A 16,086-nucleotide genomic window follows, 5' to 3' on the forward strand; every position below is an offset into this window, starting at 1 on the left:
GGTTTGTATCAAAACTGATAGCTACCGAAGCGGTCATGGAAGCTTCTGATCCGGCTGACCATCTTTCGGCCTCTCAGCGCACTACCACACGCGAACAGCATCATTGAAAAGCCCAGCACGGGCGTCAACCAAGCATCGGAGCCGCTGTTTGCATCGAACAAGATGAGCGAAACGGCTCCCATTGCAGCGAAGAAGACCATCCCGAAATCGTACTGCTTTGAAAGGCTCGCGAGCCGGGCCGAATGCTGGGCATAGCGCAATTGCCTTGCCAGCTTTCGCTTTTCGGATGTCAGTTGATCGCGCTGGCGTCCGATCGTGTAAAAACCCTGTTCGATTTTCTGCTCAAAGCTCGACTTACTCATATCGCTGACCTCAGGTATTTCTCTGCAATTTCCTCTGTGAATTCGCCGTGCTGTTCAGCGTAGTCGATCAGGAAGCGGATGAGCTTCAAGCGCTTATCCGGTTCCACCTGACAGTTCTCCCGCACGATAAAGGCATCAACTTGGTTCGTGACCTCGTGATACAGATCGACCGTGTCTCGATTGTAGGGACTGCCTTCCCCGGTCATCATCCAGACTGGATTGACGTTGAACTTCGTGTAGAGCGCGCGCAGTACGCGAACAGGGATCTCTCGTTGGCCGCGTTCATACGTATTGTAGCCGCCCTGGGAGACCTCAAGCTCTTCCGCAAAGGGGATCTGCTTCAATCCAGAGTTTTCGCGGATCATCGTCAAACGTTTGCCCATCTGAGTGAGCAACGTGTCTTGCGTCAAATTATTATTTTTCTGATAATCGCGTTGCATTTTCGAGTTTGATGTGATTCGTTCGGGTTTGTATCAGTATATCATCAGTTGGAGGTGAATTTCCAATGCAGGCGCAACTCCTGTCCCCCAAACAGCTCGCAGACCGTTCCGGATGGCCGGTCGCACGCATTCGCAATTTGATTGCGAAGCAGGAAATCCGGCATGTTCGGATCGGTGGGAGTCTGTTCCTGCCGGAAAACGCCGTGGATGAGTATCTTGCGGCGAATATGGTCGAGCCCAAGCAGAAGGCTTTGGCGCTTGCTGATAACGCCTCCAGAGCGTGAGGAGCGGCACATGAAGCAGCAAGCAGAAGCGCCGGTCCCGCGCCCCATCTACAAGGTCGCGGTTAGCCGCGTCCGTGCTGCGGAACTTCTCGACGTCTCGCCGGGCACCTTTGACGATTGGGTGCGCCGTGGGTTGATGCCCAAGGGCGTGAAGATCGGAGCTTTGCGCCGTTGGGATGCGGAGGAAATCCGCGCGTCCTGGTACGACATCAAGGAACAGGGACTGAGCGGAGACGAAGACGATGGCGAAAACCCGTTTGATTATGCGGTCGGGTAATCAGCGCGTCCCCTTCAAATATTGCTCGCGGGATATCGATCGGCACGGCAACGAGCGGTTCTATCTCCGCCTGCCAGGCATGCCTAAGTACCGGATGACGTCCGCATATCTGGACGAGGCCGGCAGCATCACCCAGGCATTTACGGAAGAATATCACCGCGTGCTGGCTGGCGATCGTGGCGAGAAAACCGTGCCGATTTCGCGACTGGAGCCCGGCTCGGTTCGCTGGCTTGTCGAGACCTATTATCGGTCCAAGGCGTTTCAAAGCCAGTCTCCGGCCACGCAGAAGGACAAAAAGAGCGTTCTCAATCGCTATTGCGTCAATGTGGGCGAACTGCCGTTCAAGAAGATCCGCAAATCCGACATCCAAGCCAGTCAGATGAAACGCAGCGGCACGCCCGGCGCTGCTGACAAGTTGGTGAAGTATCTCAAGGCGCTCTTCAATTGGGCCATCAGCGCCGAGCTGGCGACCTTCAATCCCGCGAACGGCGTGACCAAAATCCATAAGTCTCCGGGTTTCCACACTTGGAGCGAAGCGGAATTGGCGCGCTACCGCGCCGCCTATCAGCTCGGCTCCATGGCCCGGCTTGCAATGGAACTGATGCTGAATTTGGGTGTCAGACGCTCGGACCTGGTAAAGCTCGGCTGGCGGAACCTGGTCGGTGACCGCATCGAATTTATGCCGGAGAAGGGTTCCGGCAAATATGCCCAGTCCCTTAGCCTGCCCGTCACAGACGAGCTTCGCGAGGCGCTGGACGCGATCACGCACGATCAGCCAACCTTTCTTATCACCGAATACGGCAAGGCGTTCAGCGGGAACGGCTTCGGCAACAAGATGCGCCAGTGGTGCAACGATGCCGATTTGCCGGAATGCTCGTCACACGGCCTCAGAAAGGCGTCTGCAACCATCCTCGCCGAAGCCGGCGCGACCGAACATCAATTGATGGCGATCTTTGGTTGGTCTGATTCCAAGATGGCGCAGCACTACACCAAAGCCGCCCAGTCCAAGCGCATCATCGATGCCGGTTTCGAGCGCCGCAAAACCTATGTGGCCCGCAAAAATGTCCCACTTTCATCGAGCCGGAATTCCGGTGAGACTAATCGAGGAAAAAACGATGGAAAAACAACGTCCGAAGACAGAAATGGTGGGCCCGGAGGGACTCGAACCCCCAACCAAGCGGTTATGAGCCGCCGGCTCTAACCATTGAGCTACAGGCCCTGCCGTCGTCGCCGGCGGTTGCGGACCAATGGCAGTCCGCTGTGCAGGCTCTAGCGTAAAACCTTTTTGCCGACAAGCCATTGCCGCAATAGCTACACAATCGGTAAGCATGGAATCGAGGATAAACAACCGGAGAGAAACGTCCATGTTTTCTACACGCATTGCCCGTACCGTTCATGTCGCCGCAGTCGCAGCCGCATTTGCCGGCGCCTTTGCAGCCGCGGCGGCGGCGCAGGAGAGCACCGCCGGCAAGGGAGATGGCAAGGGGCGCCCGGACGGTGTCAGGGGCCGTCAGGCGGTGATCAAGGTCTCCGGCGAGGGCCGCTCGACGACCGCTCCGGACATGGCGATTTTGCAGCTCAGCGTCGTCAAGGACGCCAAGACCGCGCGCGAAGCGCTCGATGCCAACAACAAGGCGATGGCGGACGTGCTCTCGGCATTGAAGCAGGCCGGGATCGCCGAGCGCGACCTGCAGACGAGCGGCTTCTCGATCAATCCGCAATATCACTATCCGCCGAACAATGATGGCGGTAATCGGCCGCCGGAACTGGTGGGCTATCAGGTCGTCAACGGCGTCGGCGTGCGCGTGCGGGATCTGGGACAGCTCGGCGAGATCCTGGACAAGTCCGTGACCCTCGGCGTCAATCAGGGCGGCGGCATCGAGTTCACCAACGACAAGCCGGATGCCGTGATCACGGAAGCCCGCAAGGCCGCAGTCGCCGACGCCATCAACAAGGCCAAGGTTCTGGCCGAGGCGGCGGGGGTCTCGCTCGGACGCGTGATCGAGATCGCGGAGCAGCCCTCCCGGCCCGAACCGATCCCCGTGGTCCGCAGCATGGCGAAGGAATTTGCCGCCGCCGATTCGGTTCCGATGGCGACCGGCGAGAATGCCTATAACGTCACCGTCAACGTGACGTTCGCCGTCAATCAGTAACGGGGTCCGAAGCGCAAAGCAAAGAGCCCCCACGCCAGGGCGTGAGGGCTCCATTTCCGTCGGCCGGGGGAGACGAGACGGAAAACCGGGGATTTACCAGCGGCCGATGACCGGGCATCCGCGTGCATTGGCGAAAATGATGGCCTGGCGGTGCCCATGGCGGCGGCCTTCGACGACGACGCGGCGACCCGTGACGTCGGCAACATAGGCGCGGCGGAGCCCGCGATCGCGTGCCTTTTCGACGGCGAGGCCCGGTGCACAGCGGCCGCGACGGTCGCGGCGGTCATAGTGCCGACGATCGCGCCAGTCGTCGTGGCGGTCATAGTCGCGGTAGTGGACGCCGCCGCCCGGACCCAATTCCAGGGTGAGCGACTGCGCCGAGGCCGTGGAAACCAGACCGGTCAATCCGATCACTGCAGCGACGGCGGCGTTAACGAGGAACTTTTTCATTGCTTTTCTCCGGTGTGACGAAGCGGTTCTGGTTGACGATTGAGGCAAACATAGGCCCGCCAAACTGAACGGCACCGGAACCCTCCGTTCATGCAGTATTCAGGTTGATCACGCCCCCGACGCGCCATGAATCGCTCCAAACCCCCGGTACATTCCGGCAGGGTAAGTTATTGATCCGACAGGCTAAGGAGCGATTCCAGAAAAGTGTATAAAGGTTCTTCGTCCGGACGTGCGTTGGCGTCAGACGGTTAAGACGGGCTCACCCCGCCAGCTCGCGCTCGAAGAGGCGGCTGTTGCGATAGTGGCTGAGTCGCGCAATGAGACCGTCCTCGATCTCGAAGACGAAGACGCTCGCAATGGAATAGGCCTGACCGGAGGCTTCGGGAAAGCCGGCCATCGTCTCGCGATAGGTACCGCGCGCGGTCGTATCCGCCGCCACCCGCTCACCGCCGGCGTCCCGCATCAACACGACGTCGCCGAAGCTCTCGTCGAAATGGCGGAAATAATTCATCACCCAGCTCCTGAGCGCGCCGGCGCCGAGGGTTCGCTCCCCGGTGGGCGAGTCGAACGCGACGTCCTCGCCGACGAGACGCGAAAGCGTGTCGAAGTCGCGGTCGTTCAGGGCTTCGATGAAACGGCTGGCTATCGTCTGGGCGTCTGTCATTTTCTCCTCCGAATTGTCCCCCGCTTCACTCTACCGCAATGCGCCGGCCGCGCGGAAAGAGAAAATGGTAGCGCCCGCCCGCGCCTGCGCCTCGTCAGCTGCCGAGATGCAGGACGATCTCGCGGCGGTGCGGCCGGTCGCGGTGTTCGAAGAGATAAAGCCCCTGCCAGGTTCCAAGCGCCAGGCGTCCCTGCATGACGGGAATGCCGAGCGAAACCTGTGTGAGTGCCGCCTTGATATGGGCCGGCATGTCGTCCGGCCCCTCCATCGTATGGACGATCCAGCTCATCGAGCGATCGGAGGACGGCGGTACCAGCCGGTGGAAAAAGGCATGGAGGTCTCGCTTCACGTCCGGATCGGCGTTCTCCTGGATGATCAGCGAAGCGGAAGTATGACGGACGAAAACCGTGAGCAATCCTTCATCCACGCCGGACGCACGCACGAAGTCGCCGGCCGCGGCCGTGAACTCGTAGAGCCCCTGCCCTTTCGTAGATATGGCGATGACGGTCTGCGCCATTCTCCCCTCCGCGAGCTTCCGGGCGCTGCTGTGATCCCGCATGTCCATTGACGTACGGGGCCTGTCTAGCATCCGGTTCGCTCCATGACTTACGGGATCGTACCGCAGGCTGCAACGCCGTTTCTATAGTTCGAGGAAAGCCTCGAACCCGCCATAGATCATGCGCTTTCCATCGAAGATGGACTTCCATTCGTCGCCCTGCAGTCTCGGATCCGCCATCACCTTGGCGACGATCGCGTCCCGGTCCTGACGCGACCGGTAGACGATCCACGAGAAGACGACGGTCTCGTCGTCCTTTGCCTGAACCGCGCGCGGGAATGATGTGAGTTCGCCATAGGGCACGTCGTCTGCGAGGCATTCGACGTAATTGAGCGCGCCATGCTCCTTCCACACCGCACCCGCCGCGCTCGCCAGCTTCTTGTAGGCCTCTATGTTGGCCGTCGGCACTGCAACGAGAAAACCGTCCACATACGCCATTTTCGTCTCCTCCACGTTGACATCACAAGGACGATCGAAGAGCGCAGGATCCGACAGGGGGACGACATTTTGATGGCTGCCGTCATCCGCTCGCGTCAGGAGCCGCAGCCGCGCAGCTGGCGCGCGTAGTTCGCAGCCATGCCGGATGCTCTCTTGGCGCCTGCCTTTGCCGTATCGCTCCAGTTGCCGCGGGCGTAGCCGCTGTGGCCGTGGTAGTAGGCGATATAGAGCCGGTAGGTATCGTTGAGAGCGATGCCGTTCCGCTGGTGGCTCTGATTGTGATACCAGGCGATAAAGCGGATCGCGTCGCCGAAATCCGATCGGCGCGCCGTCCACCGGCCAGTCTCGGACTGATAGCGCGCCCAGGTGCCGTCAAGCGCCTGCGAGTAGCCGTAGGCCGACGAGACCCTTGTCCACGGGATGAAGCCGAAGAGCTTCGTGCGAGGCGGCCTGGCATTATGGCGGAAGCCTGACTCGGCATAGATCGTCGCCATCAACACCGGGACCGGCACGCCGTATTCGCGCTCTGCCGCGTAGGCAGCCCTGCGCCAATTGTTGAAAAGACCATCTCGCTGCTCGAAAACCGCACAGGCGTTCCGGGTCTCTCTCGGCACCGTCCCGCAGCCGGCCAACAACAGGAGGACGACGACAAAAACGCAACGCATCGCGGAACCTCTCGTTTGCGAGAGGTTGATAAGACGTAAATCTTAAGGATCGGTTTTTATGCGTAGGCGAAGGTGAGGCTACCCCTCTCCTCGGGTTAGAATCCGAGCTCCCCCGCAGGCGGGGAGCGGGCGAACGAGTCCGTTCGCCCCTTGCGGGGAGAAGGCGCCGGCAGGCAGATGAGCGGCGATCCGGAAGCGCTCGATCAGAGCGTACCGATCAGTTCGCGGTAGGCGGCCTCCGGGAAGGCCTTCAGCGTGCGCGTACGCACATTGCCGTTCATGCCGAGCGTGATAGCGAAGCGCGCAGCGACTGCGTCGTCAGGCGCTTCGCAGATCGCAACCATGTCGTGTTCGCCCATCGTCAGATAGAAATCCTTGAAGGAACCGCCCATTTCCTCGAGCTGCCTCCTTGCCGCATCGAGCCGCTTCGGCGACTCGCGCACGTTCCTGATACCCAGCTCGGTCCAATTGAGAAGCAGAACGTAAGTCGTCATCTCACACCTCCCGCAAAGCATCCCGCCTTCGGCCGAAGGCGCTTAAGGATGCCCTGAATCTGAAGAATACCGGAGCGCATTCGCGCACTCATATGCGGCCTCGGAACGCCAAGTTCCCGGCGATGGGAGGGAGCGACCTTCTCTGCCGCAACGCGCAAAGTATAAAGCATTTCGAGGAAATCGAGGTACGGTTTTGCGCCACGCCCGGCGCACAAAGAAAAGCCGGGCGCTGGATCCAGGCCCGGCTTCGTCACTTCGTGGAAGGTCCTGGAATCAGCTGTCCAGGAACGAGCGCAACTTGCGCGAACGGCTCGGATGCTTGAGCTTGCGCAGCGCCTTCGCTTCGATCTGCCGGATGCGTTCGCGGGTGACCGAGAACTGCTGGCCGACTTCTTCCAGCGTATGGTCGGTGTTCATGCCGATGCCGAAACGCATGCGCAGCACGCGCTCCTCGCGGGGCGTGAGCGAGGCGAGCACGCGCGTCGTCGTCTCGCGCAGATTCGCCTGAATGGCTGCATCGATCGGCAACAGCGCATTCTTGTCCTCGATGAAATCGCCGAGATGCGAATCTTCCTCGTCGCCGACCGGCGTTTCGAGCGAGATCGGCTCCTTGGCGATCTTCAGGACCTTGCGCACCTTTTCGAGCGGCATGGCGAGCTTTTCCGCCAGTTCCTCCGGCGTCGGCTCGCGGCCGATCTCGTGCAGCATCTGGCGAGAGGTGCGCACGATCTTGTTGATCGTCTCGATCATGTGCACCGGAATGCGGATCGTGCGGGCCTGGTCAGCGATCGAACGGGTGATCGCCTGCCTGATCCACCATGTCGCATAGGTCGAGAACTTGTAACCGCGGCGATACTCGAACTTGTCGACCGCCTTCATCAGACCGATGTTGCCTTCCTGGATCAGATCGAGGAACTGCAGGCCACGGTTCGTGTACTTCTTGGCGATAGAGATCACCAGACGAAGGTTGGCCTCGACCATCTCCTTCTTGGCGATACGCGCTTCACGTTCGCCCTTCTGGACCATGGATACGATGCGGCGGAACTCGGCAATGGAAATGCCGGTCTCGGTGGCAAGGTTCTGGATCTCCTGGCGGATGTCGCGGATCGTCTGGTTTTCGGCCCTGGCAAACTCCTTCCAGCCCTTGCCGGCGAGATTGCTGATCGACTTCATCCAGTTCGGATCGAGTTCGGCGCCGGAATACTGCTCCAGGAACGCCTCACGCTTGACGCCATAGGATTCGGCCAGGCGCAGGAGGCGGCCCTCGTTCTGCGTCAGGCGCTTGGAGATGTCGTAGAGCTGCTCGACCAGAGCGTCGATGCGGTTCTGGTTGAGCGACAGCGACTTCACGGCCTTGATCAGCTCGTCCTTCAGCTCCTTGTAGCGGCGCTCCTGCGCCGGCGACAGAGTGCCGGTCGCGGCAAGGCGCGCTTCCACCTGCTGGTCCTGCAGCTTACGGAGCTTCTTGTACGTTTCGGCGATGACGTCGAGCGTCTCCATCACCTGCGGACGCAGTTCCGCTTCCATCGCGGCGAGCGAGAGGTTCGACTCGTCGTCGTCCTCCTCTTCTTCTTCGGATGGCTGGCCTTCGCCGCCGACATTGGTGATGTCGTCGTCGTTCGCCGCAGCGCGGGTCTTGCGTACCTTTTCCTTCTCTTCCGCAGCCTTGCGGTCGGCTTCGATCTTTTCCGGGCTCTGGAACTGCGGTGCAGCCTTTGCCTCGGGGCCGGAATAGGTCGTCTCGAGATCGATGATCTCGCGCAGAAGGGTCTGACCCTCGTTCAGCTCGTCGCGCCAGATGATCAACGCCTGGAAGGTAAGCGGGCTCTCGCAAAGCCCGGCAATCATCGTTTCGCGGCCGGCCTCGATACGCTTGGCGATGGCAATTTCGCCTTCGCGCGAGAGAAGCTCCACGGAGCCCATCTCGCGCAGATACATGCGCACCGGATCGTCGGTGCGATCGGTCGGCTCCTTCTTCTTGCTGGCTGCAAGCGCGGTGCCGCTGGCAGGCGCGAGTTCGCCGCCTTCGCTTTCGCCCTCGTCGGCGCCGTCATCGTCGTCGCTGGCGGCAGCCTCCTCGGCTTCCTCGTCCTCGATGACGTTGATGCCCATGTCGGAAAGCATGGACATCGTGTCTTCGATCTGCTCGGAAGTCACTTCTTCGGAGGGCAGAACGGAGTTGAGCTCGTCCATGGTCACATAGCCGCGCTTCTTGGCGGCCTTGATCATCTTCTTGACAGCATCGTCGGAAAGATCGAGAAGCGGACCGTCCGGTGCACCTTCACGTTCAACGTCGGCTTCTTCGTTTTCTTTGACTTTTGTTGCCATTTATTCGTCGCTTTCCTTGTCGCAACCGGCCGGCGCCCGGTAATCAATGCTACTCGGAGGTCCGGGCACGCCGCGTACCCGCCACCGATTATTTCCCCTGACGTAACGGGATGATATTTAATTCCTGATTAACCACGACAGCGATCGCGGTGAACGGGCAAGCTTCGACAGTCCTGCCACTGAAACGTCCCTGGCATGATTTCCTATCCGCCGTACCATGTCGCCATTTCTGCTTGAAATGGTGATTCCCAGAATTTTTGATCCCGTCAAGCATTTCCGGTGAAAAACCGCGCAAATCGGCAAAAAACGCTCATGGACGGGATTTTGCGCTGTTTATCAGCTTTCGCTCAACATGTAGGAGCGCCCCAAAGAAAGACAAGGGTTGCGCGATTTTTCCGGAAGAATCCTGATGGCAGTCGATCGCGACCGCGACTCCGTCTACCAGTCCATCACCACCTTGCCGGAATTGCCCGAGCGCATCGCCTCGAAGCCGTCGCGAAAATCGTCGATGCCGATCCGGTGGGTGATTATCGGCGAGAGGTCGAGCCCGCCCTGGACGAAGGCGATCATCTTGTACCAGGTCTCGAACATTTCGCGGCCATAGATGCCCTTGAGGTTGAGCATCTTGAAGATGACCTTGTTCCAGTCGATTTCGAAGCCCGCCGGTGCAATGCCGAGGATCGCGATCTTGCCGCCATTGTTCATCTTGTCGATCATATCGCGGAACGCGGGCGCGGCGCCCGACATTTCCAGCCCGACATCGAAGCCCTCGGTCATGCCGATCACCCGCATGACGTCGGCAAGATTTTCCTTCGAAGCGTCGACGACGTGGTCGATGCCGAGCTTGCGCGCGAGATCCAGACGAACGGGGTTGATGTCGGTAATCACCACCTTGCGGGCACCGCAACGCTTGGCCACCAACGCTCCCATGATGCCGATCGGCCCGGCACCGGTGACCAGAACGTCCTCGCCGACGAGATCGAAGGAGAGCGCCGTATGCACGGCGTTGCCGAAGGGATCGAAGATTGCGGCGATCTCGTCCGGCACGTCGTCGGGGATCGACACGACATTATATTCGGGAAGGCAGACGAACTCGGCGAAGGAGCCGGGGCGATTGACGCCGACGCCGAGCGTGTTGCGGCAGAGATGCCCCCTGCCCGCGCGGCAATTGCGGCATTTGCCGCAGACGATGTGACCTTCTCCGGAAACGCGCTCGCCGACATGATGCTTGCTGACGGCCGGCCCGACCTCGACGACCTCGCCCATGAATTCGTGTCCGACGACCATCGGCACCGGGATCGTCTTCTCCGCCCATTGATCCCAGTTCCAGATGTGGACGTCGGTGCCGCAAATTGCCGATTTCCTGACACGGATCAGGACGTCGTTCGGGCCGACTTCCGGCACCGGCACGCGCTCCATCCAGAGGCCGACCTCCGGCTTCGTCTTGACGAGTGCCTTCATCATGTTGGTCATCGCTCGATCCTCGCCTGCGCCAATTAGATCACCTCCAGTTCGCGGCCCACCTCCTCGAAGACCGCGATGGCACGGCGGACATCCGTTTCGCTGTGCGCCGCGGACATCTGCGTGCGGATGCGGGCCTGCCCCTTCGGCACCACCGGGAAGGAGAAGCCCACGACGTAGACGCCCTTCTTCAGCATGCGCGCCGCCATCTCCTGTGCGAGCGCCGCATCTCCAAGCATGACCGGAATGATCGGATGGCCCTCGCCGGCAAGCGTGAAGCCTAGCCTGGACATCTCGCTCCGGAAGAGCGCCGCGTTTGCGTAAAGACGGTTGCGCAGAGCGTCGCCGTCTTCGATCAGCTCGAAAACCTTGAGAGAAGCGGCCGCGATCACGGGCGCGAGCGTATTGGAAAAGAGATAGGGCCGCGAGCGCTGGCGCAACCACTCGACCACATCGGCCTTCGCCGAGGTATACCCGCCCGAAGCGCCGCCGAGCGCCTTGCCGAGCGTACCGGTAATGATATCGACCCGTCCTTCGACGCCGCAATGCTCGGCGGAGCCGCGGCCATGCTTGCCGACGAAGCCGACCGCATGGCTGTCGTCCACCATGACCATGGCGTGGTATTTCTCAGCCAGATCGCAAACGCCCTGGAGATTGGCGATGATGCCGTCCATCGAAAAGACGCCGTCGGTGGCGATCATCTTGAAACGGCTGCCTTCCGCCTTCTTCAGCTCCTCTTCCAATGCTGCCATGTCGTTGTTGGCATAGCGGAAGCGCCTCGCCTTGGAGAGGCGCACTCCATCGATGATGGAGGCATGGTTCAGCGCATCGGAGATGATCGCGTCGTCCTCGCCGAGCAGCGTCTCGAACAAACCGCCATTGGCGTCGAAACAGGAGGAATAGAGGATCGTGTCCTCCATGCCCAGGAAGGAGGATATGCGCGCTTCGAGCTCCTTGTGCTCCTCCTGCGTGCCGCAGATGAAGCGCACAGACGCCATGCCGTAGCCATAACGGTCGAGCGCGCTCTTCGCGGCTTCCGCAAGCTCCTCGCTGTCGGCGAGGCCGAGATAGTTGTTGGCGCAGAAATTCAGGACGCGCTCGCCGGAAGCGACTTCAATCTCGCCCGACTGCTTGGAGGTGATGACCCGCTCGGACTTATAGAGCCCGGCCTGCCTGAGGCTTTCGAGTTCCGAACGGAGATGGGAGAGGAAGGCCGTGGTCATGGCTGCGTGCTTTCGAGACAAGAACTTCATTTCACCAGTCTAGACGACTAGCACGATGGCACTGCTCATGGAATCGGTTTCGATGCTGCGCCCACGCCCGCACCGGGACGAGGGCGGTTCCATCATCCCGCTTCGACTTCAGCCCTCGAACGCCTCGATCACGGCGAGAAACGCTTCGCCATATCTCTCCCGCTTGCTCTCGCCGATACCGGGAACGTCGAGCAATTCGTCGAAATCGCGCGGGCGCCGCTTGGCGAGAGCGATCAAGGTCGTATCCGGAAAGACGACATAGGGCGGCACGTCCATCTCTCGGGCGAGAGAGAGGCGCTCGGACCGGAGCCGCTCGAACAGTTCGAGATCGGATCCCGCGAGGTCCGATCGTTCGCCGGTCGCCTTCGACCCGCGTGCGGCTTTGGCCTTGCCGGAACTCGGACGGTCCTTGCGGAAGAGCACCTGCCGTTCGCGGCGAAAGACGCTGCGGGCCTCGGGCTCGAGCTTCAACGCTCCGAAGGCGCCGTGGTCCACGGAGATCAGCCCGGCGGCGAGCAGTTGCCGGAAGATCGACTGCCAGGTGCGCGCCGGCAGGTCCTTGCCGGCCCCGAAGACCGGCATGTCGACATGGCCGAAGCGCTCCGTCTTTTCGTTCACGCTGCCCGTAAGCACATCGATCAGATGGCCGGTTCCGAAGCGCTCTCCGGTCCGGTAGACGGCGGCAAGCGCCTTGATCGCCGCTTCCGTGCCGTCCCAGGTCTCGACCGGCTTCAGGCAGGTGTCGCAATGACCGCAGCCGCCCGGATGAGCCTCACCGAAATGCGCGAGGATGGCCTGGCGCCGGCAGCCTGCCGTCTCGCAAATGGCAAGCAGCGAATTGAGTTTCGCCCGCTCGATGCGCTTGATTTCCTCCGGCGCACCGCCCTCGTCGATCATCCGCCGGCGCTGAATGACGTCGGCCATGCCATAGGCCATCCACACTTCGGAAGGCAGACCATCGCGACCCGCCCTCCCCGTCTCCTGGTAGTAGGCCTCGACCGAGCCCGGGAGATCGAGATGGGCGACGTAGCGCACATCCGGCTTGTCGATCCCCATGCCGAAGGCGACGGTTGCGACGAGGCACAGATTCTCCTCCTTCAGGAATGCATCCTGATGGGCGTCGCGCGCCGCCCGCTCCATGCCGGCATGATAGGGAAGTGCACGGATGCCCTGTGCATCGAGCCATTCCGCCGTATCCTCGACCTTCGCGCGCGACAGGCAATAGACGATGCCGCTTGCATCCTTGAAGCGCGACAGGAAGCGCAGCAATTGCTGGCGGGGCTGATCGCGTTCCACGATCTCATAGGCGATATTCGGTCGGTCGAAGCTGGAGGTGAAAACGCGCGCGCCGCCGAGTGCCAGCCGCTCGATCATATCGTCGCGCGTATGGGGATCCGCGGTGGCGGTAAGCGCGATGCGCGGCACGCCGGGAAAGCGCTCGGCGAGGCAGCCGAGACCGCGATATTCCGGGCGGAAGTCATGTCCCCACTGCGATACGCAATGGGCCTCGTCGATCGCGAAAAGGGCGATGTCGGCATCGGCGATCATTTCGGCGAAGCCGTCGGTGACGGCGCGCTCCGGAGTCACGTAGAGGAGATCGAGTTCGTCTCTCGAAAGTGCGCGGCGGACCGCGATCGCCTCGTCCCGCGTCAATGAAGAGTTGAGTGCCGCGGCCCGGATGCCGAGCTGCTTCAGCGCCTCCACCTGATCGCGCATCAGGGCGATCAGCGGCGAAACGACGATGCCGACGCCCCGGCGGCAGAGCGCCGGGATCTGGAAGCAGAGCGATTTTCCCGCCCCCGTCGGAAAGAGCACGACGGCGTCGCCACCGGCAACCACATGGTCGACGACCGCCTGCTGCTGACCGCGGAAGGTGGAATAACCGTAGATACGCTTCAGGAGATCGAGGGGATTGCTGAGGCCTTCCGTTTCGAACAGGCGGGCGGTGTTGTGGCTTTCGGGCATGGAATCGCTTTCATCGGGAGCACGCAGTATGGAGTCGCGGCTGATTGAAGGCAAACCGGCTCGGGCCGCTGCTCAACCGGCCCGTCGTGAGAGTATCGGCTACCGAGCCGCCGGCCCCTTGACGCGGCCGGAAAGCACGCCGAAGCCTTCGATGATCGCTTCGAGCTTATCCATCCGGTGAAGCTCGAGCTGCACCTCCTCCATGGCGCGCACGAGCCGCTGACCCTGCTCCACGTCTTCGGACGCCGTGGCTTCCGCGATCTCGCGCTCGAGTTCCCGCTTCTGCCAGAGCAGCGCCTTCGTCCGCCGATGAAGCGTCAGGGCCTGAAGGTAACCTTCGCGTGCATCCTCCGGAGCCGCCGCCGCCGTTGCGGTCCACAGCCGCGCATAGCGCACCTGCCGGTCCAGAGCGCCGATCAGCGTGGAGAATCCCTCCGCCTCGAGCTGCTCCATGAGGGTTTCCCGCGTGAGCCGCAATCCGTTCGCCGCCGCCGCGTTCAGAACCGCAGCCCAGCAGCGCTGCAGATCACGGTGGTCGAACTCGATCGTGGCAATCTCGTCATACTCGTCGAACAGCAATTGCGGATGATTGACGATCGTCAACGCAAGCACGCTCTCGCGAAGTACCGGCGGGCGAAGCGAGCCGCGGGCCTTCAGCATCTGATTGAGTTTGGAACTGCCGGCGGTCCCAGCCTCCACGGCCGCGCCCATGACCGGGTTGGGAGCCGGCGACCAGCCCCTGCCACCCTGTCTGCCCGCCTGCCTCCCGGCTCGCTCGAACGGCCGCCTTTCGCCTCTGAACGGCGCGCTCCCCTGAAGAAACGCATTCAGGCGGTCGCGCATGTCCTGCCCATAATGGCGGCGCACGCTCTCGTCTGCGATTACCGAGGTCACCTGCCGCAGCCGCGCTTCGAGTTCGGCGCGTTTTTCCGGCGTGTCGAAATCGCCGCCCTGCACCTCGCGCTGCCAGACCATGTCGGCGAGGGAGCGGGCATTGGCGAGCACCTTGTCGAAGGGCTCGCGTCCGTCATGGCGCACCACATCGTCCGGGTCCTTGCCCTCCGGCAACAGGGCAAAGCGCACGGACCGGCCCGGCTTCAAATGGGGCAGCGCGAGATCGACGGCCCGATGGGCGGCCCGGACGCCGGCGCCGTCGCCGTCGAAGCAGAGCACCGGCTGGGTCGTCATCTTCCATAAGAGATCGAGCTGATTTTCGGTCAGCGCCGTGCCGAGCGGCGCAACGGCATTTTCTATCCCCGCCTGATGAAGCGCGATCACGTCCATATAGCCTTCGACGGCAATGATCGTGCCTGCGCCGTCGGCACCCTGCGAAGCCCGCCGGGCGCGGGCGAAATTGAAGAGCACATTGCCCTTGTGAAAGAGCTCGGTCTCGTTGGAGTTCAGATATTTTGCCGGGGCGTCCGGCGACATGGCGCGCCCGCCGAAGGCGATCACCTTTTCTCGGGCGGACGGGATCGGGAACATGATCCTGTCGCGGAAGCGGTCGTAGGAAACCGGAATGCCGTCGCCGTGCACGACGAGGCCGCAGGCCTCGATCTGCTCCTTGCCGACACCCTTTCCGGCGAGAAACTCCTTCAGCGCATTGCGGCTGTCGGGAGCAAAGCCGAGACGGAACGTCTCGATCGTGCGGCCGGTCAGTCCGCGCTCGCGCAGATAGGCGCGCGCCTTTGCCCCGTTCGCCGTCTGAAGCTGATCCTGAAAAAACTGCGTCGCCAGTTCCATGACGTCGAGCAGGCTCGTACGTTCCCGTTCGCGCTGCTCGGCCTGCGGGTCCGGCTGCGGCATCGGGACGCCCGCCAAATCGGCGATTTGCTGCACGGCCTCCGGAAAACTCAGGCCCTCGAGCTCGGTCAGGAAGCGGAAATGATCGCCGGAAACGCCGCAGCCGAAGCAATGATAGCGGCCCTTGCGATCCTCGCAGTGGAAGCTCGGAGATTTCTCGCCGTGGAACGGGCAACAGGCCCAATAATCGCCGCGCGGAACATTGGTCTTGCGCCGGTCCCAGGTGACGCGCTTGCCGATCACGTCCGAAATGGGGACGCGGTCGCGTATCTCGTCGAGGAAGGACGGTGAAAAGCGCATGGTTACCTCTACCGCATGTCGCCCGAGCCCGTGCAGCGGCTTCGGGCAACGACATGCATGCAAACCTCCATATAAGCGGCATGGCCGAAGGAAGCCACAGGCAGCCTGCGCCTTGCCCGCTATTCACAGGCACGGGCTCGAGCCAAGGAGGTAACGCTTGTCGGCCGGCGCGGCGCGGGTCGTTTGCCGTCAG

The 16,086-nt window shown here is 61.8% G+C and carries 16 protein-coding genes, 1 tRNA gene and 1 pseudogene; 4 read left to right on the forward strand and 14 right to left on the reverse strand.

The genetic code is table 11. The annotated features are described in order from the left end of the window. Nucleotides 1–8: 8 nt before the first annotated feature. Both BHD07_RS19275 and BHD07_RS19280 read right to left on the reverse strand, forming a co-directional pair. Nucleotides 9–362 carry a hypothetical protein gene (locus BHD07_RS19275; protein ID WP_173514113.1) on the reverse strand — a complete coding sequence of 118 codons (354 nt, stop codon included), beginning with the start codon at nt 360–362 and terminating at the stop codon, nt 9–11. Then, the gene (locus BHD07_RS19280; RefSeq protein ID WP_338282604.1) at nt 359–802 is read right to left on the reverse strand and encodes a helix-turn-helix domain-containing protein; all 444 of its coding nucleotides are present in this window, start codon (nt 800–802) and stop codon (nt 359–361) included. Before BHD07_RS19280 ends, BHD07_RS19275 begins: the two co-directional genes overlap by 4 nt. A 65-nt stretch (nt 803–867) precedes the next feature. Between BHD07_RS19280 and BHD07_RS19285 the strand changes: the two genes are divergently transcribed. The 3 genes and pseudogenes from BHD07_RS19285 to BHD07_RS31955 form a co-directional block, all read left to right on the forward strand. Then, entirely contained in the window at nt 868–1,086 is a 219-nt protein-coding gene (locus BHD07_RS19285; protein WP_043613259.1) for a helix-turn-helix domain-containing protein, read from the forward strand. Between the two features lie 10 nt (nt 1,087–1,096). Continuing rightward, nucleotides 1,097–1,363 (forward strand): helix-turn-helix transcriptional regulator, encoded by a 267-nt coding sequence (locus BHD07_RS19290; protein ID WP_338282609.1) that lies wholly within the window; start codon nt 1,097–1,099, stop codon nt 1,361–1,363. A 601-nt stretch (nt 1,364–1,964) separates the two neighbouring features. Next, nucleotides 1,965–2,306, forward strand: a pseudogene (locus tag BHD07_RS31955) (tyrosine-type recombinase/integrase); the annotation flags it as partial. Nucleotides 2,307–2,506: 200 nt separating this feature from the next. On the opposite strand, the gene BHD07_RS19300 reads toward BHD07_RS31955, so the two are convergent. Continuing rightward, nucleotides 2,507–2,582 (reverse strand) — tRNA-Ile (locus BHD07_RS19300). Nucleotides 2,583–2,727: 145 nt separating this feature from the next. Here BHD07_RS19300 and BHD07_RS19305 point away from each other — a divergent pair. Next, nucleotides 2,728–3,516, forward strand: a complete 789-nt coding sequence (locus tag BHD07_RS19305) for an SIMPL domain-containing protein (protein ID WP_003537551.1) — start codon at nt 2,728–2,730, stop codon at nt 3,514–3,516. Nucleotides 3,517–3,609: 93 nt separating this feature from the next. Here the strand turns inward: BHD07_RS19305 and BHD07_RS19310 are convergent, their stop codons facing one another. From BHD07_RS19310 to dnaG, 11 genes are all read right to left on the reverse strand, one after another. Beyond that, the gene (locus BHD07_RS19310) at nt 3,610–3,966 is read right to left on the reverse strand and encodes a hypothetical protein (protein ID WP_018095609.1); all 357 of its coding nucleotides are present in this window, start codon (nt 3,964–3,966) and stop codon (nt 3,610–3,612) included. Nucleotides 3,967–4,225: 259 nt separating this feature from the next. Next, entirely contained in the window at nt 4,226–4,630 is a 405-nt protein-coding gene (locus BHD07_RS19315) for a ketosteroid isomerase-related protein (RefSeq protein ID WP_018095610.1), read from the reverse strand. A 94-nt stretch (nt 4,631–4,724) separates the two neighbouring features. Beyond that, complete coding sequence (locus BHD07_RS19320) at nt 4,725–5,147, reverse strand: secondary thiamine-phosphate synthase enzyme YjbQ (RefSeq protein ID WP_324762103.1); 423 nt, start codon at nt 5,145–5,147, stop codon at nt 4,725–4,727. 123 nt (nt 5,148–5,270) lie between these two features. Beyond that, nucleotides 5,271–5,624 carry a DUF1428 domain-containing protein gene (locus BHD07_RS19325; RefSeq protein WP_029956413.1) on the reverse strand — a complete coding sequence of 118 codons (354 nt, stop codon included), beginning with the start codon at nt 5,622–5,624 and terminating at the stop codon, nt 5,271–5,273. 95 nt (nt 5,625–5,719) lie between these two features. Continuing rightward, a complete protein-coding gene (locus BHD07_RS19330; RefSeq protein WP_018095613.1) occupies nt 5,720–6,289 on the reverse strand; it encodes a transglycosylase SLT domain-containing protein in 570 nt (189 codons plus the stop codon). A 203-nt stretch (nt 6,290–6,492) separates the two neighbouring features. Next, entirely contained in the window at nt 6,493–6,783 is a 291-nt protein-coding gene (locus BHD07_RS19335; RefSeq protein WP_003532955.1) for a GYD domain-containing protein, read from the reverse strand. Nucleotides 6,784–7,056: 273 nt separating this feature from the next. Then, a complete protein-coding gene (gene rpoD / locus BHD07_RS19340; RefSeq protein WP_018095614.1) occupies nt 7,057–9,111 on the reverse strand; it encodes an RNA polymerase sigma factor RpoD in 2,055 nt (684 codons plus the stop codon). A 438-nt stretch (nt 9,112–9,549) separates the two neighbouring features. Next, nucleotides 9,550–10,584: an L-threonine 3-dehydrogenase gene (tdh, locus tag BHD07_RS19345; RefSeq protein ID WP_100671807.1), complete on the reverse strand. Its 1,035-nt coding sequence runs from the start codon at nt 10,582–10,584 to the stop codon at nt 9,550–9,552. A 23-nt stretch (nt 10,585–10,607) separates the two neighbouring features. Next, entirely contained in the window at nt 10,608–11,795 is a 1,188-nt protein-coding gene (locus BHD07_RS19350; RefSeq protein WP_100671808.1) for a glycine C-acetyltransferase, read from the reverse strand. Nucleotides 11,796–11,933: 138 nt separating this feature from the next. Beyond that, a complete protein-coding gene (gene recQ / locus BHD07_RS19355; RefSeq protein ID WP_100671809.1) occupies nt 11,934–13,844 on the reverse strand; it encodes a DNA helicase RecQ in 1,911 nt (636 codons plus the stop codon). A gap of 45 nt (nt 13,845–13,889) precedes the next feature. Then, nucleotides 13,890–15,893 (reverse strand): DNA primase, encoded by a 2,004-nt coding sequence (gene dnaG, locus BHD07_RS19360; protein WP_100671810.1) that lies wholly within the window; start codon nt 15,891–15,893, stop codon nt 13,890–13,892. Between the last annotated feature and the right edge of the window lie 193 nt (nt 15,894–16,086).

Source organism: Sinorhizobium sp. KGO-5 (assembly GCF_036245905.1).
In the GTDB taxonomy this organism is placed as follows: Bacteria; Pseudomonadota; Alphaproteobacteria; order Rhizobiales; family Rhizobiaceae; genus Sinorhizobium; species Sinorhizobium meliloti_A.

Coding starts and splice junctions, on each gene's coding strand:
- BHD07_RS19350 (WP_100671808.1), bottom strand. CDS start 11,795: ATGACCACGGCCTTCCTCTCCCATCTCCGTTCGGAACTCGAAAGCCTC.
- rpoD (WP_018095614.1), bottom strand. CDS start 9,111: ATGGCAACAAAAGTCAAAGAAAACGAAGAAGCCGACGTTGAACGTGAA.
- BHD07_RS19280 (WP_338282604.1), bottom strand. CDS start 802: ATGCAACGCGATTATCAGAAAAATAATAATTTGACGCAAGACACGTTG.
- dnaG (WP_100671810.1), bottom strand. CDS start 15,893: ATGCGCTTTTCACCGTCCTTCCTCGACGAGATACGCGACCGCGTCCCC.
- BHD07_RS19290 (WP_338282609.1), top strand. CDS start 1,097: ATGAAGCAGCAAGCAGAAGCGCCGGTCCCGCGCCCCATCTACAAGGTC.
- BHD07_RS19310 (WP_018095609.1), bottom strand. CDS start 3,966: ATGAAAAAGTTCCTCGTTAACGCCGCCGTCGCTGCAGTGATCGGATTG.
- BHD07_RS19335 (WP_003532955.1), bottom strand. CDS start 6,783: ATGACGACTTACGTTCTGCTTCTCAATTGGACCGAGCTGGGTATCAGG.
- tdh (WP_100671807.1), bottom strand. CDS start 10,584: ATGACCAACATGATGAAGGCACTCGTCAAGACGAAGCCGGAGGTCGGC.
- BHD07_RS19330 (WP_018095613.1), bottom strand. CDS start 6,289: ATGCGTTGCGTTTTTGTCGTCGTCCTCCTGTTGTTGGCCGGCTGCGGG.
- BHD07_RS19325 (WP_029956413.1), bottom strand. CDS start 5,624: ATGGCGTATGTGGACGGTTTTCTCGTTGCAGTGCCGACGGCCAACATA.
- BHD07_RS19275 (WP_173514113.1), bottom strand. CDS start 362: ATGAGTAAGTCGAGCTTTGAGCAGAAAATCGAACAGGGTTTTTACACG.
- BHD07_RS19320 (WP_324762103.1), bottom strand. CDS start 5,147: ATGGCGCAGACCGTCATCGCCATATCTACGAAAGGGCAGGGGCTCTAC.
- BHD07_RS19305 (WP_003537551.1), top strand. CDS start 2,728: ATGTTTTCTACACGCATTGCCCGTACCGTTCATGTCGCCGCAGTCGCA.
- BHD07_RS19285 (WP_043613259.1), top strand. CDS start 868: ATGCAGGCGCAACTCCTGTCCCCCAAACAGCTCGCAGACCGTTCCGGA.
- BHD07_RS19315 (WP_018095610.1), bottom strand. CDS start 4,630: ATGACAGACGCCCAGACGATAGCCAGCCGTTTCATCGAAGCCCTGAAC.